Source organism: Dehalogenimonas sp. 4OHTPN (assembly GCF_040448695.1).
Lineage (GTDB): Bacteria > Chloroflexota > Dehalococcoidia > Dehalococcoidales > Dehalococcoidaceae > Dehalogenimonas.
The window spans coordinates 1,107,893-1,128,101 of record NZ_CP159307.1 but is presented as its reverse complement, the minus strand read 5'-3'; the positions used below and the strand labels follow the sequence as shown (position 1 = coordinate 1,128,101).

Annotated in this window: 18 protein-coding genes and 2 tRNA genes; 7 read left to right on the top strand and 13 right to left on the bottom strand. The window is 49.3% G+C overall.

Features of this window, described 5'->3' with window-relative positions:
• Window positions 1-147: 147 nt before the first annotated feature.
• The 5 genes from ABV300_RS05840 to ABV300_RS05820 all read right to left on the bottom strand — a co-directional run bounded on the left by ABV300_RS05840 (window position 148) and on the right by ABV300_RS05820 (window position 3,856).
• The gene (locus ABV300_RS05840; protein ID WP_353713959.1) at window positions 148-867 is read right to left on the bottom strand and encodes a 4Fe-4S binding protein; all 720 of its coding nucleotides are present in this window, start codon (window positions 865-867) and stop codon (window positions 148-150) included.
• A gap of 350 nt (window positions 868-1,217) precedes the next feature.
• A complete protein-coding gene (locus ABV300_RS05835; RefSeq protein WP_353713958.1) occupies window positions 1,218-1,889 on the bottom strand; it encodes a Crp/Fnr family transcriptional regulator in 672 nt (223 codons plus the stop codon).
• The gene (locus ABV300_RS05830; protein ID WP_353713957.1) at window positions 1,886-2,815 is read right to left on the bottom strand and encodes a 4Fe-4S double cluster binding domain-containing protein; all 930 of its coding nucleotides are present in this window, start codon (window positions 2,813-2,815) and stop codon (window positions 1,886-1,888) included. Before ABV300_RS05830 ends, ABV300_RS05835 begins: the two co-directional genes overlap by 4 nt.
• Window positions 2,812-3,813, bottom strand: coding sequence for a hypothetical protein (locus tag ABV300_RS05825; protein ID WP_353713956.1), 1,002 nt, complete (start codon window positions 3,811-3,813; stop codon window positions 2,812-2,814). The genes ABV300_RS05830 and ABV300_RS05825 overlap by 4 nt, the downstream gene beginning before the upstream one ends.
• A tRNA-Leu gene (locus ABV300_RS05820) sits at window positions 3,775-3,856 on the bottom strand. Before ABV300_RS05820 ends, ABV300_RS05825 begins: the two co-directional genes overlap by 39 nt.
• A 76-nt stretch (window positions 3,857-3,932) precedes the next feature.
• Here ABV300_RS05820 and ABV300_RS05815 point away from each other — a divergent pair.
• The gene (locus ABV300_RS05815; protein ID WP_353713955.1) at window positions 3,933-4,337 is read left to right on the top strand and encodes a zinc-ribbon domain-containing protein; all 405 of its coding nucleotides are present in this window, start codon (window positions 3,933-3,935) and stop codon (window positions 4,335-4,337) included.
• Window positions 4,316-4,996, top strand: a complete 681-nt coding sequence (locus ABV300_RS05810; RefSeq protein WP_353713954.1) for a YggS family pyridoxal phosphate-dependent enzyme — start codon at window positions 4,316-4,318, stop codon at window positions 4,994-4,996. Before ABV300_RS05815 ends, ABV300_RS05810 begins: the two co-directional genes overlap by 22 nt.
• Here the strand turns inward: ABV300_RS05810 and ABV300_RS05805 are convergent.
• Both ABV300_RS05805 and def read right to left on the bottom strand, forming a co-directional pair.
• The gene (locus ABV300_RS05805) at window positions 4,993-5,631 is read right to left on the bottom strand and encodes an HAD-IB family phosphatase (RefSeq protein WP_353713953.1); all 639 of its coding nucleotides are present in this window, start codon (window positions 5,629-5,631) and stop codon (window positions 4,993-4,995) included. The genes ABV300_RS05810 and ABV300_RS05805 overlap by 4 nt on opposite strands.
• 2 nt (window positions 5,632-5,633) lie before the next feature.
• Complete coding sequence (gene def / locus ABV300_RS05800) at window positions 5,634-6,158, bottom strand: peptide deformylase (protein WP_353713952.1); 525 nt, start codon at window positions 6,156-6,158, stop codon at window positions 5,634-5,636.
• 109 nt (window positions 6,159-6,267) lie between these two features.
• On the opposite strand from def, the gene ABV300_RS05795 reads away from it, so the two are divergent.
• The 3 genes from ABV300_RS05795 (at window position 6,268) to ABV300_RS05785 (ending at window position 7,378) form a co-directional block, all read left to right on the top strand.
• Window positions 6,268-6,344: transfer RNA gene (locus tag ABV300_RS05795), tRNA-Pro, on the top strand.
• Between the two features lie 189 nt (window positions 6,345-6,533).
• Complete coding sequence (locus tag ABV300_RS05790; protein ID WP_353713951.1) at window positions 6,534-6,743, top strand: hypothetical protein; 210 nt, start codon at window positions 6,534-6,536, stop codon at window positions 6,741-6,743.
• A 17-nt stretch (window positions 6,744-6,760) separates the two neighbouring features.
• Window positions 6,761-7,378 (top strand): polyprenyl synthetase family protein, encoded by a 618-nt coding sequence (locus ABV300_RS05785; protein ID WP_353713950.1) that lies wholly within the window; start codon window positions 6,761-6,763, stop codon window positions 7,376-7,378.
• Window positions 7,379-7,390: 12 nt separating this feature from the next.
• Here ABV300_RS05785 and ABV300_RS05780 read toward each other — a convergent pair.
• Window positions 7,391-8,505, bottom strand: a protein-coding gene (locus ABV300_RS05780; protein WP_353713949.1) for an IS3 family transposase whose coding sequence is annotated in 2 segments (ribosomal slippage) — window positions 7,391-8,241 and window positions 8,241-8,505 — 1,116 coding nt in all. Because the reading frame shifts where the segments join, the coding sequence is not laid out codon by codon here.
• On the opposite strand from ABV300_RS05780, the gene ABV300_RS05775 reads away from it, so the two are divergent.
• A complete protein-coding gene (locus tag ABV300_RS05775) occupies window positions 8,464-11,652 on the top strand; it encodes an ATP-binding protein (protein ID WP_353713948.1) in 3,189 nt (1,062 codons plus the stop codon). The two genes, ABV300_RS05780 and ABV300_RS05775, sit on opposite strands and share 42 nt — an antisense overlap.
• A 41-nt stretch (window positions 11,653-11,693) precedes the next feature.
• Here the strand turns inward: ABV300_RS05775 and ABV300_RS05770 are convergent, their stop codons facing one another.
• The 5 genes from ABV300_RS05770 to ABV300_RS05750 all read right to left on the bottom strand — a co-directional run bounded on the left by ABV300_RS05770 (window position 11,694) and on the right by ABV300_RS05750 (window position 17,488).
• Entirely contained in the window at window positions 11,694-12,833 is a 1,140-nt protein-coding gene (locus ABV300_RS05770) for a type II glyceraldehyde-3-phosphate dehydrogenase (RefSeq protein ID WP_353713947.1), read from the bottom strand.
• 156 nt (window positions 12,834-12,989) lie between these two features.
• Window positions 12,990-13,607, bottom strand: coding sequence for an ATP-dependent Clp protease proteolytic subunit (locus ABV300_RS05765; RefSeq protein WP_353715366.1), 618 nt, complete (start codon window positions 13,605-13,607; stop codon window positions 12,990-12,992).
• A complete protein-coding gene (gene tig, locus ABV300_RS05760; protein ID WP_353713946.1) occupies window positions 13,607-14,971 on the bottom strand; it encodes a trigger factor in 1,365 nt (454 codons plus the stop codon). Before tig ends, ABV300_RS05765 begins: the two co-directional genes overlap by 1 nt.
• A 25-nt stretch (window positions 14,972-14,996) precedes the next feature.
• Window positions 14,997-16,793 carry an aspartate--tRNA ligase gene (gene aspS / locus ABV300_RS05755; RefSeq protein ID WP_353713945.1) on the bottom strand — a complete coding sequence of 599 codons (1,797 nt, stop codon included), beginning with the start codon at window positions 16,791-16,793 and terminating at the stop codon, window positions 14,997-14,999.
• Window positions 16,794-16,921: 128 nt separating this feature from the next.
• Complete coding sequence (locus ABV300_RS05750) at window positions 16,922-17,488, bottom strand: bifunctional nuclease family protein (protein WP_058439517.1); 567 nt, start codon at window positions 17,486-17,488, stop codon at window positions 16,922-16,924.
• Between the two features lie 334 nt (window positions 17,489-17,822).
• On the opposite strand from ABV300_RS05750, the gene ppsA reads away from it, so the two are divergent.
• Complete coding sequence (gene ppsA, locus ABV300_RS05745; RefSeq protein WP_353713944.1) at window positions 17,823-20,081, top strand: phosphoenolpyruvate synthase; 2,259 nt, start codon at window positions 17,823-17,825, stop codon at window positions 20,079-20,081.
• Window positions 20,082-20,209: the final 128 nt, after the last annotated feature.

The window sequence follows — 20,209 nt, the reverse complement described above, 5'->3', positions numbered from 1 at the left end:
GACTAAAGCCTTGAAAAAATGGTGCCGGGAAAAGCCTGTATATGATAGAAGCGGTTCGGAAGCATAATTAACAACCACTCAGTATATACTTATACCAAGTGGTTGTCAACATCATAATCAAGAACCAGATAATTATGTAATTATGACTTACACACGTGTAAGCACTTCCCCTCTAATGCCGATGGTGATTTCGTCGATCGGTACATTTACTCCGGCCATCCGGGATGCCTGATTTATCAGATGAGTCAATCCGCCGCAGCAAGGGACTTCCATTCGAAGCACGGAAATACCAACGGGTTTCGCCTGCTTCAGTATTTGTGCCAGTTTATTCAGATGTGAATCGTAATCATCCAGTTTAGGGCATGCTATCAGCAGACTTTTTCCTTCAAGAAAGTCACTGTGGAAATCGGGGTACGCGAATGGCACACAGTCCGCCGCCAAAAGGATTTCGCTTCCTTTCAGAAATGGAGCGTGAGGCGGCACTAATGTCAGCTGAACCGGCCAATTACATAGGGTTGACGGCGAATGAGTTCTTTGAGTTTGAATATTTCCTAGATCTTTAGGTCCGTCAAACATTAACATTCGCGAAGAAGGGCAAGCATGTACCGTTTCTCTCTGTGATTCTATTCTGGCGGCATGCTTCATCGCTTCAATTTCATCGAAGTCCAGGGCTTCTCGTTCTTCTATGGATATGGCATCGAGAGGGCATTCACCCAGGCAAGCACCTAATCCATCGCAATAAACCTCGGATACAAGCTTCGCTTTGCCGTCGATAACCCGAATAGCTCCTTCTGCGCAGGATGGCACGCATACCCCGCAGCCATTACATTTTTCTTCGTCAATCCGAACAATTTTACGTACGGCCATCGGTTTCCCTTTCATTAGGCCCAATTTGAATACTCTGATAACAGGGGTCGCCCAAACAGTGGTTCGCTGAAGCACACCATTCGATACAAGACGGTAAGCGGTCAATATGTACTTGCGAGCCGCATTTCTGGCACCGCACCCTTACTTCATCAGAAAATATCTCGACGTCCGCCTTGCACTCGGGGCAATTTATAACCTGCACCTTGAGTTTACGGAAATCGTTCCCCGGGCACCTGCTCGGCATTTAGACCTCCAGACTGAGTACATCTCGATTATAATAGTGGGCTAGAGGTATTTATATGATTTAGATCAAGGTCCGAACTATTGGGGGGACCTGTTTATTGTGTTCGCTATAAATCGTCTGATATAGCATTTAGCTGAGCTTGATCTCTGATTGTAACTTTCCCGCGGCTGGAAGTAATTATCCCCATTTCACTGAATCGGCTGAGGACCCGTACCGCCGTCTCAATGGTAGTTCCAGACATATCCGCTAAATCTCGACGCGTGAACGGTAATTCAGTTCCGAGTTTGGCTGTCAATCTTTGTAAAGTTCGTGCCAGCCGCTGTTCTACTCTCTCCCCGGATAAGTCATGGAGCCGGTTTTGTGCTTCCCGCAATCTTGAAGATAAAATGCCAATCATCGCCATCGCTGTTGCCGGCTGCTCGGTCAGGAAACAGCTGAACGAGTCGCGGTTAAAGGCGAGTACAGTTGAAGGTTCTAAAGCTGTTGCCGAGGCTGGGTAAGGCTTATTTTCAAATACCGCAACTTCGCCAAAAATGTCCCCTGGGTTGAAAACAGCTACCAGTGTCTCTCGCCCCTGTGAGCCGTGTTTTATCACTTTTATCCGGCCGGATGTAAGAATATAGAATCGTACTGGAGGGTCACCCTCCCAGAATATGAAATCCCCCGTACCAATCCGTAACTCTTCGGCTGACTTGACCAGCTTAAAGGCAACATCTTTACCAATATTACCGAAGAGAAAACTGGCTCTAAGTGCATCAACCGCTTGAGATATGTTCAATTTACTGTCAGTCCATATTTTTTGAATAGTAAACGTAAATTGCGCGATAAAACAGGGTATAATGGCTCCAGAGTGAAGTATCGCAGTTTTTCTCTGGTTTCTGAGTGTAGATTTTCCAGAGGATCACCTGAAAGGATTGCCGTGGTCTCAGTTTCATCGAAATCGGCGCCGATGCTTGTCTTAAACGAAACCTCTTGATTTAGCGGACAAACTTTTTGGCAAATCCGGCATCCTATTAGTGCATTATGCCATTTATTGTTTATCCAAACCGGAAAATCGGTAGGTTCCTTTGAAAGAAGTGAAAGGCACCGGTTTACTCGAAAAGAGGAACGTTCAATGCATTTTGTTGGGCAGGTGTCGATGCACCTTGAGCACCCGGCGCATTTTGGGTTCACCGGGTGGTTAATTAGCCATTTTTCTTTCCCGGGTTCAATATCCGAAAAATACGCGCTCAACCGGAAATAGCTGCCCATCCCGTCTATGTAGCCAATATTATTGACGCCGTTGGAAATTAATCCGCAGTGGCTGGCAAGAATCTTGGTGGGTAAATTAGAGTCAGACAGGCGATATCCCCGCGGTGAGATTATCTTCTGAATCTCAGAAAGAATATTGGTGGCATCTTTCTCATAGTCTTCCGACAAGGGAGGAGCATCGAATGAAAAATACTCCCCTCTAAATACGAAACCGATGTTCACCGGTGCGACCGGCGCTGCAACGACGATTATCGATTGAGCTTGATATTCTTGGGGCAAAGTGAAATCGAATATGTGCTGTGAAAGATGAGGAGATTTGCGCCATTCTTCACGGTTGGCTGTAGAACGGAATTCTTGTTCAATGTACGCCAGCCGGTCAATGCTTGCGACAGCCGCGCGATAGCCGGACAGCGCCAGTTCATCTGTCACCTTTTCCGCTAGTGCGGTAATCACAGTTCCCACTCCAGTAAGAATTTGAGGTTGCGCGGCACCAGATCATAGTATTCTTGAAGATCATACTTACCTAACTTCTCCTGGAGGGCTCCAGGAAGGTTGTCGAATACCGGCGTTGCTAAAATTGCCATAGCTTCCTGTTCGCTGAACGTGTCAGAAATCGGAACATTTCGAATAAAGGTCCGGTTCACTGGACAACTGGATTGGCAGCGCATGCAGCCTATCAAAGAGTTGTGAAGCCAGGGCGTGATCCAGCTGGGCAGTTCTCCTGGTTCTTCATTGTAAAGCGTTAGACACTTTTCGGCTCGTGCAAGAAAACGGTTGCCTACATCCGGAATAAGGCAATCAGTATGACAGTTACCTAAACAAAAGCCGCAACTGGTGCATTCTTCCATCTCGTTGAGTCGAAACCATGCGTCGGCTGGTGAGGGTAAATCGGTATAAAATGCCACCAGTCTATGGAAGCTGCCCATCCCCTCGATGTAAGCCAGGTTGTTTCTGCCGTAACTTGCCAGGCCGCTGCGTACCGCCGCTAATTTCAAAGGTACGCGGGCGTCCGCGATTTGATACCCGGCGGCACCTAAACTTCTCCCGAGCGCTTTTCGGATGGCTGCTAATTTATCTTTGAAAACATAAAAGGGAGGAATTTGTACCGGCCGCCCTCTGCCCTGATATTCGAAAATTAACCTCGTGAGTGGTAACGGCGCGGCGATAATGATGAGAGAGTTGACTTCTGTAAAACGGATCGGCGCTGAAACCTCCAGACGTTCAAGATTATTTGCATAGAAAGCAGTATCAAGTTGGCCTTTATGCAACCGGGATTCAAGTTCCCGTTTCAATTCCGGAACTCTTCTGATATCCAGAAATCCATACTGGCAATCGATGGACTTTATTTCGGTTGTAAGGTGTTCGAAGACTGCGGTTTCATTCATGGCTTTACGCGGGTAATCAGGTAATAATGGGGAAGCGGGGACTCGAACCCCGACGCCTTTCGGCACATGATCCTAAGTCATGCCCGTCTGCCAGTTCCGGCACTCCCCCAACGGGAATAATATTAACATAGCCCGGCCAAAGCGACTAACTGAGAAAAGTTGTATTGAAGACGGGTAGTTTGACAATGGACTCCGGCTTTCGGCTATACTCGTCTATGGTCTTGCTTTTCGGTAACAAGAACTATGGCGATCATCTGGGCTTTATAGTAACTCGCTGTCCCAACTGTCGGTCTGACCAGGTTTTCGCGGTGCATCAAGAGCGCAGGAAGCTTACTGTCTATTTTGTTCCTACAATTCAATACCGCGTCAAACAATATATGACCTGCACCCGCTGCGTAACCCGATATGAAATTGCTGAGGAACTAAAAACTGAAATTGCCGAACGTCTGATGACGAAAGATCAACTAGATAAAGTACTCGGCGAACTTTCAGGTGGTACTCCGTTGACTACGCCTTCCTGCTTAGTATGTTCATCATCGTTGAATGCCGGTATGAAGTATTGTCCTCAATGCGGTACCAGACTGATTTAACCTCGCAGTCTATAGGCGATAATGTCCGTCGCCTGTTGGCTGAGATCCCCAGAGATGTCGCTATCGTAGCCGCGGTTAAATCTCGCTCGCCGGTGGAAATCGCAGCCGCATTAGACGCCGGGATTTCGATAATTGGCGAAAACTATATTCAGGATACTGAAGCTGCCAGACGCTATTTACTCTCCCGCGGCTGCTGGCACTTTATCGGCCACCTGCAATCCAATAAAGTCAAAAAAGCCGTTGAACTGTTTGATGTCATCGAGACCGTAGACAGCCCCCATCTGGCCCGCTTAATCGACCGACGCGCTTTTGAAGCGCAGAAAATCATGCCCGTATTCATTGAAGTAAACATCGCGCGAGAACAGCGAAAATCTGGTGTTGCTCCTGAAAATCTCATCGCTTTGGCTCGTGAGATCGGGAAAATGCCTAACCTGACCTTAAAAGGACTCATGACTCTCGGCCCGAATCTTCCGGGCGAAATGATGAGGCCATATTTTGCCGAAGCCAGAGGCTTGTTCAATGCTATCAAACAAGAGGGCGCAGGCTTCTCGGATATCCGCTACCTATCAATGGGTACGACCGGGTCTTACCGCGTTGCCATTGAAGAAGGTGCTAATCTGGTAAGGTTGGGGGAAGCTATTTTCGGGCCGCGGCTTTAGAAGAATTTGAGGCCGTCTACAATATCGTGCAGGTCCTTAAAAGGTGTGTGGCAAACTCTATGTTGAATATAATAATCCAGTAGCGAGTCTGTCGCAAAAGTGTGTACGGCAAGCTTTGAGGCTGGTATATCGGAGGGACCATTCCCGGCGTAAAACACTCTAAATCCCTGTTCAATGAATTTTTCTGTGTAGTGCTCTTTGAACGCAACCATCAATTCACCACCATCTGATCCAATATAATGTGAATCTAGTCCTGATGGCGTGAATGCGGTAGTGGCTGCGATTATTCTAAGGTGATTCAATCTGCTTTTCTCAAGCAATGCCCGAATATAGAAGTCTAATCCGTTCGAAACGATAACCATTTCGATCTGGTTTAACCGGCAATACTCAACAAGTTCGATCAACCCGGGGCGTAGCTTAGCTTCATTGCAGACGAGCGTTTCAAGTGTCTTTTTCTGTTGCTTGACCATAGAGAAAGCTCGGTTATTAAATGCGCCGACGCTGATAGCGCCCGCTTGGTACTCTCTCAGTATCGCCCGCCAATCACCTTCAGCGTAGCGGTCCAGAATTAAAAAGCTGACATCTTCTTCTGTCAGCGTCCCGTCGAAATCACATTGCAACAGTGTTTTCTGCATATTTATTGATCCGGTGAGACGGAAGTGCTTGTCCCGGTCGCCTCCGTTTCTTCTTTAATTTTTTCCCGTTTACGAAGTTTTTCAGGAGACTCGACCCGATCAATAAACAGCACGCCATTTAGATGATCTATTTCATGTTCCAGCGCTTGACTCAGGAGTTCCCTTCCTTTAACGCGTATGGGTTTACCATTCTTATCTAAACCTTTAACGATCACCGACTCGGAACGTTTAATGCTCCCGGCAAGTTCGGGAACGGAAAGACAAGCCTCTTCCACTTCACGCTCACCGTCTCGTTTTACAAACTCAGGATTAATGATGGCATACGGTTCTTCTTCCGGCATTCCGATGACGATACATCGAAGGGACACCCCTACCTGTGGGGCTGCCAGGCCGCAGCCACAATTTTCCTTCATTGTCTCGATCATGTCTTCGACAAGAATTCGAATACTCTTGTCTACCAGAGGTATTTTTTTTGCCTTCTGTCTGAGTACTGGATCAGGATATTTGCAGATAGTTCGTCTTGCCATTCGTTTCGCTCAAGTGTTATGTAAGATTATTATATATGGTTCATGTTTGGCTGGCAACGCGGCTTGCGACACCCAGATGTCTATGATAACATTCTAGCGCTTTCCAAATCGGGGTGTAGCGCAGCCTGGTAGCGCACCTGAATGGGGTTCAGGTGGTCGACGGTTCAAATCCGTCCACCCCGACCAGATTTCCTCTTCGATCCCCCCATGACGATAGTACTATTGTCAGCCTTCATTAACAGAGTTATGATTGAGACGTTTCGAATATGCCTTCAGTTACTGCATATAAATATTACCAATATGTCTGAAAACTATTGACGTGTCGATATTCTGAGTTTATAATCCGTAACTAAAATTAATTAAGGAGGAAAGGTTATGAACTTGGCCGACTTAGTCCAGACCATATTTAGAGATGAGTCCGCCCGCAAGGATTTCGAAGCCAATCCCGAAGCGTATGTCGCCAAACTGGAACTTAACCCGGTTGATAAAAAGGCGGTCCTTTCCTTGCAAGGGCGTACGGGCTTAGTCACCGCTGATGGTGTCTCTCTTCAGTCGCAAATTGGACCCATGGGTGGGTGGTTTTAACAAGGTATCTTTCAATTATGGACCGGGGCGACTTAGTTATTAAAAGTATAGCCCTCAATAAGGAGCTAGAAGCAATTCTAGCTCCTTATTCTAATGACACCGAATTGGTCTCTCATATTAGAGCCCCGCTGGCCGTTGAAGGGAGAGTTTTAGGAACATCGTCAGACAATAATCACTGGCCATTGCTGCCTTTGTATGTTGCCCAGAGCATTAACGGCGAATGGACACATACTTTACCTTTCGCTGCCGCAATTCAGTTCATGCTGACAGCGGCCGATGTATTCGACGATCTTGAAGATGACGACCATATCCCAACCGGTTTTACTGGCCTTAGCAAATCCATCCGGATGAATATCGGCTCGACTATGATATTACTCGCATACGCTGCTTTCGCTCGAATGAATAATCTTGTTTCTAACCAGATATTTCATTCTGCCCTAGAAATTTTAACCAGATATTTTATTCAATCTTCCATCGGGCAACATCAAGATTTATGCGGTTCGTTGAGTTCTTGTTTTGATGAGACCGCATATATCTCTCATATCCAAAAAACATCAGCGTCTCAAATCCAATGTGCATGCCATATTGGCGCCGTTCTTTCCACAAATGATCCAGGAGTGACCTGCCCCCAATGATGGTACCAGTTGTTAAGTAGTTTTGGCAGCCATAATAGCCTCAGGTGCCGGTGGCAGATAACCAAGTGAGCTGTGAGGCCGGACCTGATTGTACTGCCTCCTCCAGTCGGCAATCAATACTTCAGCCTCAAAAAGCGTGGTGAAGATCTCCCGGTTCAGTAGTTCATCCCTGAGCTTGCCGTTGAATGACTCGATGTAGCCGTTCTCCCAGGGTGACCCAGGCTCGATAAACAGCGTTTTGATGCCAATGTCTGCCAGCCATTTCCTGATCGATCTGGCGGTGAATTCCGGTCCGTTGTCCGACCTCAGGTGCTCGGGTATGCCCCTTAAGATGAACAGATTGAAGAGCTGGTCGATGACATCCTCTGACGTGATCCGTCTCTTGACCAGGATGGCCAGGCATTCCCGGGTGTATTCATCGATGATATTGAGCATCCGAAAAGCCCGGCCGTCTGATGTCCTGGCACTGACAAAGTCATAGCTCCAGACGTGATCCTTATGCTCCGGCCTGAGCCGGATGCACGAGCCGTCATTAAGCCATAGCCTGCCTCTTTTAGGTTGCTTCTGGGGCACCTTGAGTCCTTCCATGCGCCAGATCCTCTCTACCCTCTTGTGGTTCACCCGCCAGCCTCTTTCACGGAGTAGTGCCGTGATCCGCCGGTAACCGTAGCGGCCAAACTTGGTGGCCAGTGCAGTGACATCGGCCACCAGGCGCTTTTCCTCATCGGGTGGCTCCTTATCACGGCGCTGGGTAGCCCTGGCCTGGCCGAGCACCTGGCATGCCCGCCTCTGGGAGACCTTCAGCTTGTCCTGAATCTTGGTGATAACCTGACGTCTCTTGTGCGGGCTTAGAAGTTTCCCCGGGCGGCTTCTTTGAGGATGGCATTGTCCAGGGTGATGTCGGCTACCAGCTTCTTCAGTCTGGCGTTTTCCTGCTCCAATGCCTTGAGGCGTTTGGCCTGCTCGACTTTCATGCCGCCGTATTCCTGACGCCAGCGGTAGTAGGTGCAGTTGCTGACCCCGATCTTCTTAAGCACGACGGCCAGACTGGTGCCCTGGCTGATGAGGATCTCGGCCTCCCGGAGATGGTTGATGATCTGCTCCGGAGTGAAGGACTTCCTCGGCATATTCTCCCCCTTTCTTTTGGTCCAGTATATTATCAAACTGGACTCGTTTTAGGGGGTCAGGTCATTTCCCTTAAAAATGATAAAGAGCAATGGGTTGTTGAGAGCGTCGATCCATTTGGGATTGGCAGTGAACTAGGTATCGCTCCAGGAGATATTCCACTAGTTATCGATGGACTGCCAGCTGATCAATACCTGTCATCTTTTAAAGAGTCGGATTGGATCCGAGTAGTTCGACAAATTACAGTGGTAAATCCTAACGGCACAATTCTTGATGCGGATTCATCTCTGACTCAACCTGCTTCGAGCGCGACAATAGACCTCATTATGTGGCTTCTTCCCTGCCTGGCGTTTTGGGTTGTCGGAATTTACGTTTATCTCCGTAATCCGAAAAACGAGGCGTCGGTTCTGTTATTGGCTTGCAGCTTGGTGTTCGGGTTGGCTCTCAGCTCCAATCTGGCTTCAGATCGTCTGGCCCCTTTGGCTTTGCATATCACCGTTATTGCGTCCACCATCGGTCCTTGGCTGTTGCTCCATTTCTTTTTGATTCTCCCCGAGGAGCGCGCCTGGTTGAGACACAGGCCCCACCAATACCTGGTTTATGTATTGCCGGCGTTGATTGTGATTGCATATCCGTTCATTGGCCAGTCGAATGGGCAGCCTCTCCCGGATTTTCGGACCTTCAGGCTGATCGGATACGGTGTCGGTTTCTTGGGTGTTATAGGTGTCGTGGTATTCAATCTATTAAGAGCGGCGGATTCGCGAACAAGGCACCAAATGGTCATCATCCTTTTGGGATGCATGGCTGCTTTGCTTCCTTTTTTAATTTTCAGTGTATTCCCCGGGGTTCAGGATGACGGTGTATTTTTACAGTCGAATATTACGGTAGCCTTCCTGTCGTTCATACCATTGTCTCTTGGTTATGCCGTAATCGCGCGCCAATTGATGAATATTGATGTCGTAGTTCGAAGAGGAGTAGTGTACGGCCTTATCACTCTATTGATGGCCGCGGTCCTTGCCGGTGTCTTTGCATTGGTATTATCAAGTGGAGTCGCTCCGGGTTTCGCTCAGCAATTCATCCTGGCATTATTCCTTTCAGCTATAGCGGTTCTCCTTTTAGGTCCAGCCAGAAGCGCCACAGAAGCATTGGTTGACAAATTCTTCTACAAAGACCGCCATGACTACCAGCAAATCATTCAAAGCTTGAGCGCATCGCTCAGCGCAACTGCTAGCGTTGAGGTGGCTTCCTCATTGATCATTGACGCCCCGATGACGGCCATGAACCTGTCAGGCGCCTGCCTATTTGTAGCGACTGATGAAACAAGTTTTGTGTTCGCCGCCGCGCGAGGTATTTACGCCGATAGATCGTTTGAATTGGAATTGATGGATTTTGTCAAACGGAGAACGCCTTCGACTGAATACCCTAACGTTGTGGGCTCAAAAGATGTTGCTTATATGATTCCACTCACGGCTGCAGGCAAGACCGTTGGCGTTTTGTTCCTTTCGGGTAAAGCCAGCCGCCAGGAGTTCTCGAACAGCGATCATTTCCTCATCCGTTCGCTTACATCGGTGGCTGCAGTATCCCTGCGGGGGCTTTTGATCGCTGAACGTGATATCTTTGAACGCCGCAAGAACGATCAGGCAATCTTAATTGCGAAACAGGAGTGGGAAAGCACCTTCGACTCCATACCAGACCTGATTTGTATTATGGACAAGGACCATAACATTATTCGCGTCAACCGTTCTATGGCAGACAAAACCGGAATGCTTCCGGCCGAGGCAGTAGGTAAAAAATGCTATCAAATAATGCACGATACCTGTGTCTTGCCCGGCTTTTGCCCTGGCCTCGGCGACCGGAATCGGTGTGGTCTGGGTGATGAGATCGTTCAGGGTGATAATACCTATCAGGTCAACATCACTCCAATTAAAATTGGCGGTAAATCTAGCGGAAGATATGTCCATATCGCCCGCGATATAACTGCCGTTAAAAAGGCCGAAGCTGAACAACAGCGGTTAAAAGAAAAAGCGGAGTTATCCAGCCGCTTGGCTGCCGTTGGCGAAATGGCCGCCGGAATTGCGCATGAGATCAACAATCCCCTCACCGGTGTCCTTGGTTTTTCGGAGTTGTTGCTTGCCCGTAGCGATCTGGCGCCGGAAGTCGCTGACGACTTGAAAGTTATCGCTGATGGCTCCAGAAGAGTGGCCGAAATCGTCAAAAGAATGCTGACCTTTGCCCACCAAACCAAGCCGTTGAAATCACGCGTGGATATTACTGAGTTGATAGATAATACTCTCGAACTCAGGGCATACGTGCTGAAGACCTCCGGCATCGAGGTTGTTAAGAAGTACTCTGAAAATTTACCGTGGATAATCGTTGATCCGGGCCAGATGCAGCAGGTTATCCTGAATCTCATAGTCAATGCCGAATATGCCATCAAGCATACTGGCAACCCGGGGAAACTCACCATCACCGCCGCTTTGGAGGCGAGATATCTCAGGTTGATTTTCGCCGACTCCGGACCGGGAATCGACAACGTAACTATAACTAAGATTTTCCAGCCGTTCTTCACCACCAAAAATCCCGGCGAAGGCACCGGTCTGGGGTTAGCACTTTCCCGTTCAATCGTTGAGGAACACGGCGGCACTCTGGAGGTGGCATCGTCTCCCAGATGCGGGGCTGCTTTCACCATCCTGTTGCCGATTGTTCAGATTTCCGTCTCGGCAGCCGAAAATCGTGACTCAAGTGTCAATAACCTAGAACATCAATCAGCGGCCGTTATCTTGGTGATAGACGACGAGGAGTGCATACGCAACCTTGCGGTTGAATCTCTTTCCGGGGAAGACCGGCACGTCGACACAGCGGCTTCTGCCGCGCAAGCACTAATTCTACTAAGCAAAAAAGACTACGACATTATCGTCATGGATCTTCGATTGCCCGGGACCAGCGGCATGGCGCTTTACGCCGAAATTATTGACCGTCGGCCGGAGATGGCCGGACGTATCGTAATTATCACCGGCGATACCCTGGGTGAAGATGTCAAAATGTTCCTGGAGACGCACCGTCTACCCAGTCTGGTGAAACCCTTTGAGCCCGCAGCACTCGCCACCGCAGTCGCACAAACCCTTTGTGACGTTAAACGCCGAATTTGATGCCGTAACCTTCTCCCGGGACAGGGCCTCACCTGTAAATATCAAAAAGGTTCTTCGGCGCCCTTGTAACCTTCTTCGATGAACTCGCGGCGCTCTAACTTTAAAGCCGCTCCGATTTCGGCGTGGACGGCAGCTTCGGGTATTGTTTTAGGCAGGAAGCATTTGAGTATGCCCATAGCCTTGTCGGTTTTAGCGATCGATTTGGCGCCGTCTTTTTCCAGACCGCAAAGCGAGCGTATGGCATCGATATTTTCAGGCACCGTGATGGCTTCATTATGAACCTGAAATACCATGTATGTTTCCTTCTCGTCTGCCGCGAGGGCATCTTCCCATACTGCAACTTCCCACATATCGTTGCGCGGTCGTCCCAGGTCTCTCATCAACTCAATTACCGAGTTTAGGGCAACCAACCCATTGCTGGACCGGACAAATGCCAGCCTTGGCTCTTCCCACAATGCATATCTCAACTCATCAAGCCCGATGGGACGTTTGGTTTCGACCATGGCGTAATGGACGTGACTGAGATTATGTGAACAGGCTCCGGCCATAGTAGTTATATCCAGTCCCTTAATGACCGTCCGAGCGTCTGGCCCCTGATGGCTTGGAACTTTCGTCTCAGGAATAAACGTGTTGATCATACCATCACGGTGGCTTTCCCAGGGATCGGTTCCGCGTCTCAGCAGCACGGCTCTGACTCGCTTCAACCAACTCCGTTTATTGAATGAGTTGAGTACCCGGCATAACGCCGTAGTGTTACAGGATACAACACGCGCGAACTGCTTATTTAAGGCTTCTTCATAATTGACCTGGGCTACAAACGATATGCCGGTCAGTTCATGCCTTTCGGCGCCTTGAAAAACGGCTTTAACACGGGCGTTTTCATATATCGGTTTTTGCTCCGCACCAACGCCTTTCGGCGTGCAGTCAATAATAACGTCTACCCTTTTAAGTAAATCTTTGAGCGAGCCCTCTACCGGAATTCCGGCTTCTGTCATCATTGACTGCCGGCTTTCAGACGCTGCGAAAATTGAATAGCCTTTTTCGGCAGCAACACGAATCCGGTAATCGGCGTTAACCGCGGTTACTCCAGCCAGTTCCATGTCATCTTGCAGTAATATCGCATCAGCTACCCTTTTTCCGATCACTCCGTAGCCGTTTATCCCGACTCTGACTTTGCTCATTATTCTCCTGCAGTTTCTACCTGATTTGGGTACTAGTACCGATACCCAATACTGTAATTGAGTTTCTCCTGTGGTGCAAATCGCTGCCTGAATCTCTATATACAGAACGACGCGCCGACCTAACGGCGCGTCGTTCTCATTTCGCTGGATTTTGGATTATTCCTTAACTGGTTTCTTCTCCTCGGGTTTCCGTAGAATCTCATCAATCAAACCATACTCCTTGGCGCCCTCGGGGTTGAGATAATAATCCCGGTCAGTATCGTGGATTATTTTATCCAGTGGCTGCCCGGTACGCTTGGCCAAAATATCCCTGATGATGTCTTGCATGCGTGTGATTTCTCGGGCTGCGATTACAATGTCTGCCGCCTGGCCTCTGGCACCGCCGATCGCCTGGTGCATGTGGATGGTGGCATTGGGCAGCGCATAGCGCTTGCCTTTGGCGCCGGCGCAAAGCAATACGGTTGCCATCGACGCGGCCATACCGACGCAAATTGTCGAAACTGCAGGCCGTATCAATTGCATGGTGTCATAGATTGCCAACCCTGCGGAAATAACGCCTCCGGGCGAATGGATATAAAGGCTGATGTCTTTATCAGGGTCTTCGCGGTCTAAGAACAGAAGCTGCGCGATAATAATATTCGCCACCTGGTCGTTAATCTCGGTGCCGAGAAAGACAATGCGTTCTTTTAACAGCAGAGAATAGATATCGAAAGCTCTCTCGCCTCGAGAACTGCTTTCTATAACCATCGGGATAATGCCGGATGGACTCGTAATCATTTGGTCGCCTCCTCTTTGTGCTCGGTATTTTCGTTGCTTGCAGTCGTCAACTTCGGATCCGGGGACGCAGGCTCGTTTCCCCCCGAAGCAATCGCTTTCAGCCTGGCTAAGGTTTTTCGTGACAGAAGTATTTGATGTAACTGATCTCTCGCTTGGGTAGTTTCGAATTGCTGCCTCTGGTTGTCGCGCTGATCCTCGGGAACGTTGCTCAGCATAATCGAAATCTCTGCCTGGATTTCGTCATCACCAACCGTCAGGTTTTCGCTCGTAGCTAGTTTGCCCAGCGCAAGAGAGATCTTCAATCTGGTTTCAGCCATGGGCTTGAGCTTTGATGAAAGTTCCTCGGGGTTGACTTTAGCCAAAAACTCCTCGAGTTCTGCCTCGGAGCTCATCTGAGAACGCCATTTGTCCATTTGCTGGTTAACCAGCCGTTCATACTCCATCTCGAGCAGGTTGGGCGGAAACTCAATAGAGCTGATTTTAACCAGCTGATCAACAAGTTGGTTTTCAAAGGCTTCTTCAGCCAGGTGTTCCATCCGTTTTCGGTAATTTTCGGTTAACCGCTGCCGGAGAGTATCGAAGGTCGGCGTTTCGACGTCTAAAGAAGCCGCGAATTCGTCGTCGGCCGCCGGCATTTTCTCTTCTTTGATTTCAACCACTTTAATCTTGAATTCTGGTTCTTTGCCGGCCAGTTCGACTTTTGCGAAGTCATCAGGGTATCTTAATTTGAAAGTCTTTTCACCGTCTAGGCTCAATCCTATGATTTCCTGGGAAAAGCCGGGGGCGGGATAACTGGATTTTTCGTCAATTCCGAATTGGGCCGATTTCTGGTTGATGAACCTGATGCCGTCAATGTTACTCTCGAGATCAAGCGTGACTAGATCGCCTTGTTTTACCGGGCGATCCACCGGTTCCCAGGTGGCCTTCTCATGCCGCAGATGCTCGATCATGCTATCGATCACATCGTCTTTAACTTCAACTGTTTCAGGTGACATCCTGATGCTTCTATAGTCACCCAGTTCTATCTTGGGCGGCAGCGGAACTCTGGCCTTGAAAATAATTGGGTCGTTTTGGATTACCTCTATGCCGGGTCGGCCGAAGCTCTGGATTTGTTCTTCTTTTAATGCGTCAGCGCAAGCTTGTGGTAAAACATCTTCGAGCGATTCTTCGATCAGTCGTTCCCGTCCGATAAATCTCTCGAGTATAGGACGCGGCGCTTTCCCTTTACGGAACCCCGGTATCTCTGTCCTCTTTACCAGGCGCTGGTAGGCGGTATCCATCGCGGATTCCATGGCGTCGGAATCCAATTCGATTGTCAACAGAGCTTCGCAAGCTTCAAACTGTTTTTCGGTAACTTTCATCTATTCCTCAATCAAACATTATAATCTACTGATCAGTTTTCACAGAAATATGAACGGCATCTATTTGAGCTTGGCTCACTTCCGAAGGTGATCCGAACAGTAAGTCCAGCCCGGCCTGGTTCTTCGGGAAAGGAATAACCTCCCTTATTGTCGGTTCCCCGGCAAGTATCGCCACTACCCGGTCGATGCCTGGAGCTACGCCGCCATGAGGAGGTGCGCCATATTCAAAAGCGTCTAGCAGTTGGCCAAATAGCGCCTGTATTCGTTCTTCGGTGTGACCGAGAATCTGGAAAACCTTTCTTTGAAGTTCGGGTTTATGAATACGGATGCTCCCTCCGGCGATTTCGTATCCATTCAACACCAGGTCATAATGCCGGCCTCTGACCTTACCTGGTTCGGTTTCCAGCAGCGGTAAATCTTTCTCCCAGGGTGAAGTGAAAGGGTGATGGGTCGGTTGCCACCGTTTGTCCTCCTCATTCCAGGTAAACAGCGGGAAGTCGGTGACAAAGGCGAAAGCAAGCGCGTTTGGATCGGCTAGCCCCAGTCGGCTCCCTAACTCGGTGCGGAGAGTTCCCAGTACGGCATTGACCCGATTCCTGTCGCCCGCGGCGATGAGTATCAGGTCGCCAGGCTGGGCTTTGCACCGACTGGCAATAGCATGTATCTGGTCGAGCGTAAGATATTTGGCGGCTACTGACTTGACATGTTCCATAGTCAGATTTGCCAACTCTCCCGCTTCATTGCCCAGCGAAATTGGAACCAATCCGCCGGCGCCGTTTTTTTTTGCCGTTTCGATCAGTTCTTCTATCTGGCTCTTGGTGTATTTGCCGCAGCCCGGAACACCGATGGCTTTGACCACGCCGCCTCTTGCGATTGTACCTGAAAATACCCCGAAAAGGCTTTGCGCTACGATATCGGACAGGTCAGCGATTTCCATACCGAAACGCAGGTCAGGTTTATCGCAGCCAAAACGCTCCATGATATCGGCATATTTGAGGCGCGGGAACGGTTGGTTGAAACGGCGTTCTGGAGCCACGTTTTCGACCAGTGATGAAAATAGACCTTCGAGAAGAGTCATCATATCGTCTTCATCAACAAAACTCATCTCGAGGTCGAGCTGCGTGAATTCCATTTGCCGGTCAGCGCGCAGGTCTTCATCCCGGAAACACCTGGCTATCTGATAGTACTTCTCCACACCGGCCACCATCAGGAGTTGCTTGAGTTGTTGTGGGGACTGGGCCAGAGCATAGAATTTTCCGGGATACAACCGGCTGGGGACTAGGTAGTCCCTAGCGCCTTCAGGGGTACTTTTTAGAAGGATGGGCGTTTCAATTTCGAGAAATCCACGCTCGTTGAGGTATTGTCGGATGAATGTAACAACGTTATGGCGCAGAATGATGTTGTTACGCATCCGTTCACGCCGGAGGTCAAGATAACGGAATTTCAGGCGCAGGCTTTCATCAACGTCAACATCTTCATTAACGTAGAAAGGCGGGGTCTTTGATTCGTTGAGAATAACCAGACCTTCGACCAGTATCTCAACCGCCCCCGTCGCAAGCTTGCGGTTCTCTGTTCCCTGAGGTCTTGGACTTACCCGGCCTGATACCTGTATCACGTACTCGATCCGCAGCGACTCCGCCAGGTGGTGGGTTTCGCTATCTTGCTCGGGATTGAAAACACATTGTACCAGTCCTGTCCGGTCCCGGAGATCAATAAATATCAAATTACCGTGATCGCGCCGCCTATGTACCCACCCGGCCAGGGTAACACTTCGCGCGATGAGTTTTTCATTAATTTCGCCGCAGTTACGGTCTTTTAACAAACGCCGGCTCCAAATAGATTAATTGGCGGTTGATTATATCCCAGGGGTAGGCAATCTTCAAAGCTCAGGTTGTCTAAAGAAAGAGAGGGTACCTAACCCCCTCTATCAGACAGGTAACCGTGCCGCAATCAAGATTTTCGCTTATCAAAGTCCTCAAGGTCGAGGTTGTCGATAAAATCCCGGAAAGCGCTCATTTTGCTGATTTCATCCTCGGAGGCTTTCTTCCGCCGCTCGGGCGGCGCCTCGACAGCTCCGTCAGCGTTTTCGAGTATCTCGCCGCCCTCAACTTCTCTCTCCAACACGATGCCGGCTTTATCAAGCACCGATTCATCAGCATATATCGGGACTTCGACCCGCACCGCGAGCGCTAGAGCGTCTGACGGGCGGGAATCTATTTCGATCTGTCCATCTTTGGTATTAATCATGATTTTGGCATAGAAAGTATCGTTTTTCAGGTCACTGACAATGATGTGATCCACTCTTCCACCTAGAACATCGATAGAAGTCGCCAGCAGGTCGTGGGTCATCGGCCTCTGCACCTGGATACCGTCTTGCAGCCTGATGGCGATAGCTTGCGCTTCCGCCGAACCGATCCAGATGGGCAGGTACCGTAAAGTGTTTTTTTCTTTTAGCATCACCACTCGCTGGTAGTTGACCAGGCTGACGCGGATGCTTTCAATAGTCATTTCAATCATGGATACGGGGGCCTCCACACTGACTTCGAACCGCTTACCAGTCACCAATTCTACCTTTATACCATTGGGGTGTCAATGAATTGAGCCTCTCTGACTTCACAGACTGAACTTTCGGATAACAACATATTGCTTCCAATATCACTTCCAATCGACCAGCTATGAAACGGGCGATATATCCATTGGGGACTATAATTGGCTCTTTAACAAGGACCTCGATATGTTGTAGAATGAAAGGCCTTATCCAAAAGAGGTTTACCCGCTTTCCCAGGAAGTGCTGTTACCCTGCCTCAACCGCGCGACAAAGTGGTTTAACGACGTAAAGGAGACAGTAGCAATGCAAAATAAGCCAGAAGCGATTGTCTGGTTCGACCAGGTTAATAAAGAAGACATTCCCCTGGTCGGCGGCAAAGGCGCAAACCTCGGCGAGATGACCAGTGCAAAGATCCCAGTCCCTCCGGGCTTTATCGTTACTTCAGCTGCTTATTTTGATTTTATTGAAAACTCCGGTCTTCAACCTAAGATCCGAGCCCTGCTTAAAGGACTGGATGTAGAAGATTCTAAAGCGCTTTCAACGGCTTCTCAAAAAGTTAAAGATCTGATCATGGGCACTCCGCTGCCGGATCAGCTTGCTGGCCAAATCAGTAAAGCTTACGCGAAACTCGGCGGGGGTGCAGTTGCCGTCCGCTCTTCAGCTACCGCTGAAGACCTGCCGGAAGCTTCTTTCGCTGGTCAGCAGAGCACCTATTTGAATCAAGAAGGCCAGGACATGGTCGTCCATGCGGTGCAGAAATGCTGGGCGTCGCTGTTTGAAGCGCGGGCTATCTATTACCGTCAGGAACAGAATTTTGACCACTTTAAAGTCGGTATCGCCGTTCCGGTGCAGCGGATGGTTCAGTCGGTGACTTCCGGCGTTATTTTTACAATTGAGCCCATTACACATGACCCTTCCAAGATCGTCATCGAGGTGATCTACGGCCTTGGAGAAGGATTGGTTTCCGGTGAGATTAATCCTGATTTATTTATCGTCTCCAAGGATGGACCAACCATTTTATCACGCAGAATCAGTTTCCAGGACCGCCGTCTGGTACGCAATACCGCCGGCTCCGGAGAAACAGCCAACTATTGGCAGCAGGTGCCCTCGGCTAAACAAGAACAGCAAAAACTGCCCGATGAGGATATCATTCATCTAGCTGAATTGGCGGTTCACATTGAAAAGCATTACGGCGTACCTCAGGACATCGAATGGGCCAAAGAAAACGGTACTATCTACATCGTTCAATCGCGACCGGTAACGGCTATCAAGGAGCAGGCGCTCGAGGAAGAGGCGGAAATAAAAGAACCAAGTATCCTTGAAGGATCTCCTGCGAGTCCCGGTTTAGCCTCGGGCACAGTGAAAATACTTATGAACCCTTCGGAAATCCACCGCGTTGATTCCGGCGATATCCTGGTGGCTGAAATGACCACTCCGGATTTCGTTCCGGCCATGAAAAGGGCCGCCGCCATCGTCACCAATCGAGGCGGGCGCACCTCACACGCCGCGATTGTGAGCCGTGAACTCGGCATACCGTGCGTGGTAGGCACCCATGAGGCAACCAGGGTCCTTCGAGATGAACAGGTTATAACTGTTGATGGTTCGCACGGCAAAATATACAACGGTAAAGTTACCCGCCGAATCCAGACAGCTTCGGTAACCAGCCTTGTTCGCGACGCCATCAAGACTAAAACCCGTGTTTATGTAAATCTGGCTCAACCGGAACTGGCGGATATGGTAGCCGCCCGCAATGTTGACGGTGTTGGCCTGCTCAGAGCTGAATTCATTATCTCATGCATCGGCAAGCATCCGAGCTATATGCTTGAGAGCGGAAGGCGGGAAGAGTTCATCCAGAAGCTCTATGAGGGGATTGTACCGTTCGCAAAAGCCTTTCACCCGAGGCCGGTAGTTTACCGAACTACCGACTTCAAAACCAATGAGTATCGTGAACTTGAGGGCGGAGATAAATACGAACTGCCGGAAGAGAACCCGATGATAGGCTATCGAGGCGCTTCTCGCTATATCCGGGATATCGAATCCTTTAAGATGGAGATAGAAGCAATCAAACGGGTGCGAAAAGACTTTCCCAATCTTTGGGTAATGATTCCGTTCGTCCGCACGGTGGAAGAGTTGCGGCGCACCAAAGATATACTTGAAGCAGAAGGATTAAAGCGCGGTCCGGACTTCAAGTTGTGGATGATGACCGAAGTTCCGGCGAATATCTTCTTGATGGAAAAGTTCATTGACGTCGGCATCGACGGCATCTCTATCGGCTCCAACGATCTGACCCAGTTAACACTTGGTATTGACCGTGACAGTGAAAAACTCCAGGACACCTTTGACGAACGCAATGAAGCGGTTATGGCCGCTCTTGAGATAGCGGTAAAAACCGCTAAACGCAAGGGTATCACCTCGTCAATCTGCGGCCAGGCGCCCTCAGTATACCCGGAACTAACCGAAAAATTGATGGAATGGGGCATTACATCGGTCTCTGTAAGCCCTGACATGATCGGTACCACCCGGGAGATCATCGCCAAAGCCGAAGCCAAGCTCAAGGTCTGAAAGCGGCCCGGGGTGCTTCCCGGCAAGGTGTGTTTTTGAGGCTATTTTTGAACTTTACCGCCATTGCGGTTAGAGACTTGACAAAGGCAGGGCGAAGCTGCGTCATTTTTTCAACGCCACGTTGCTTC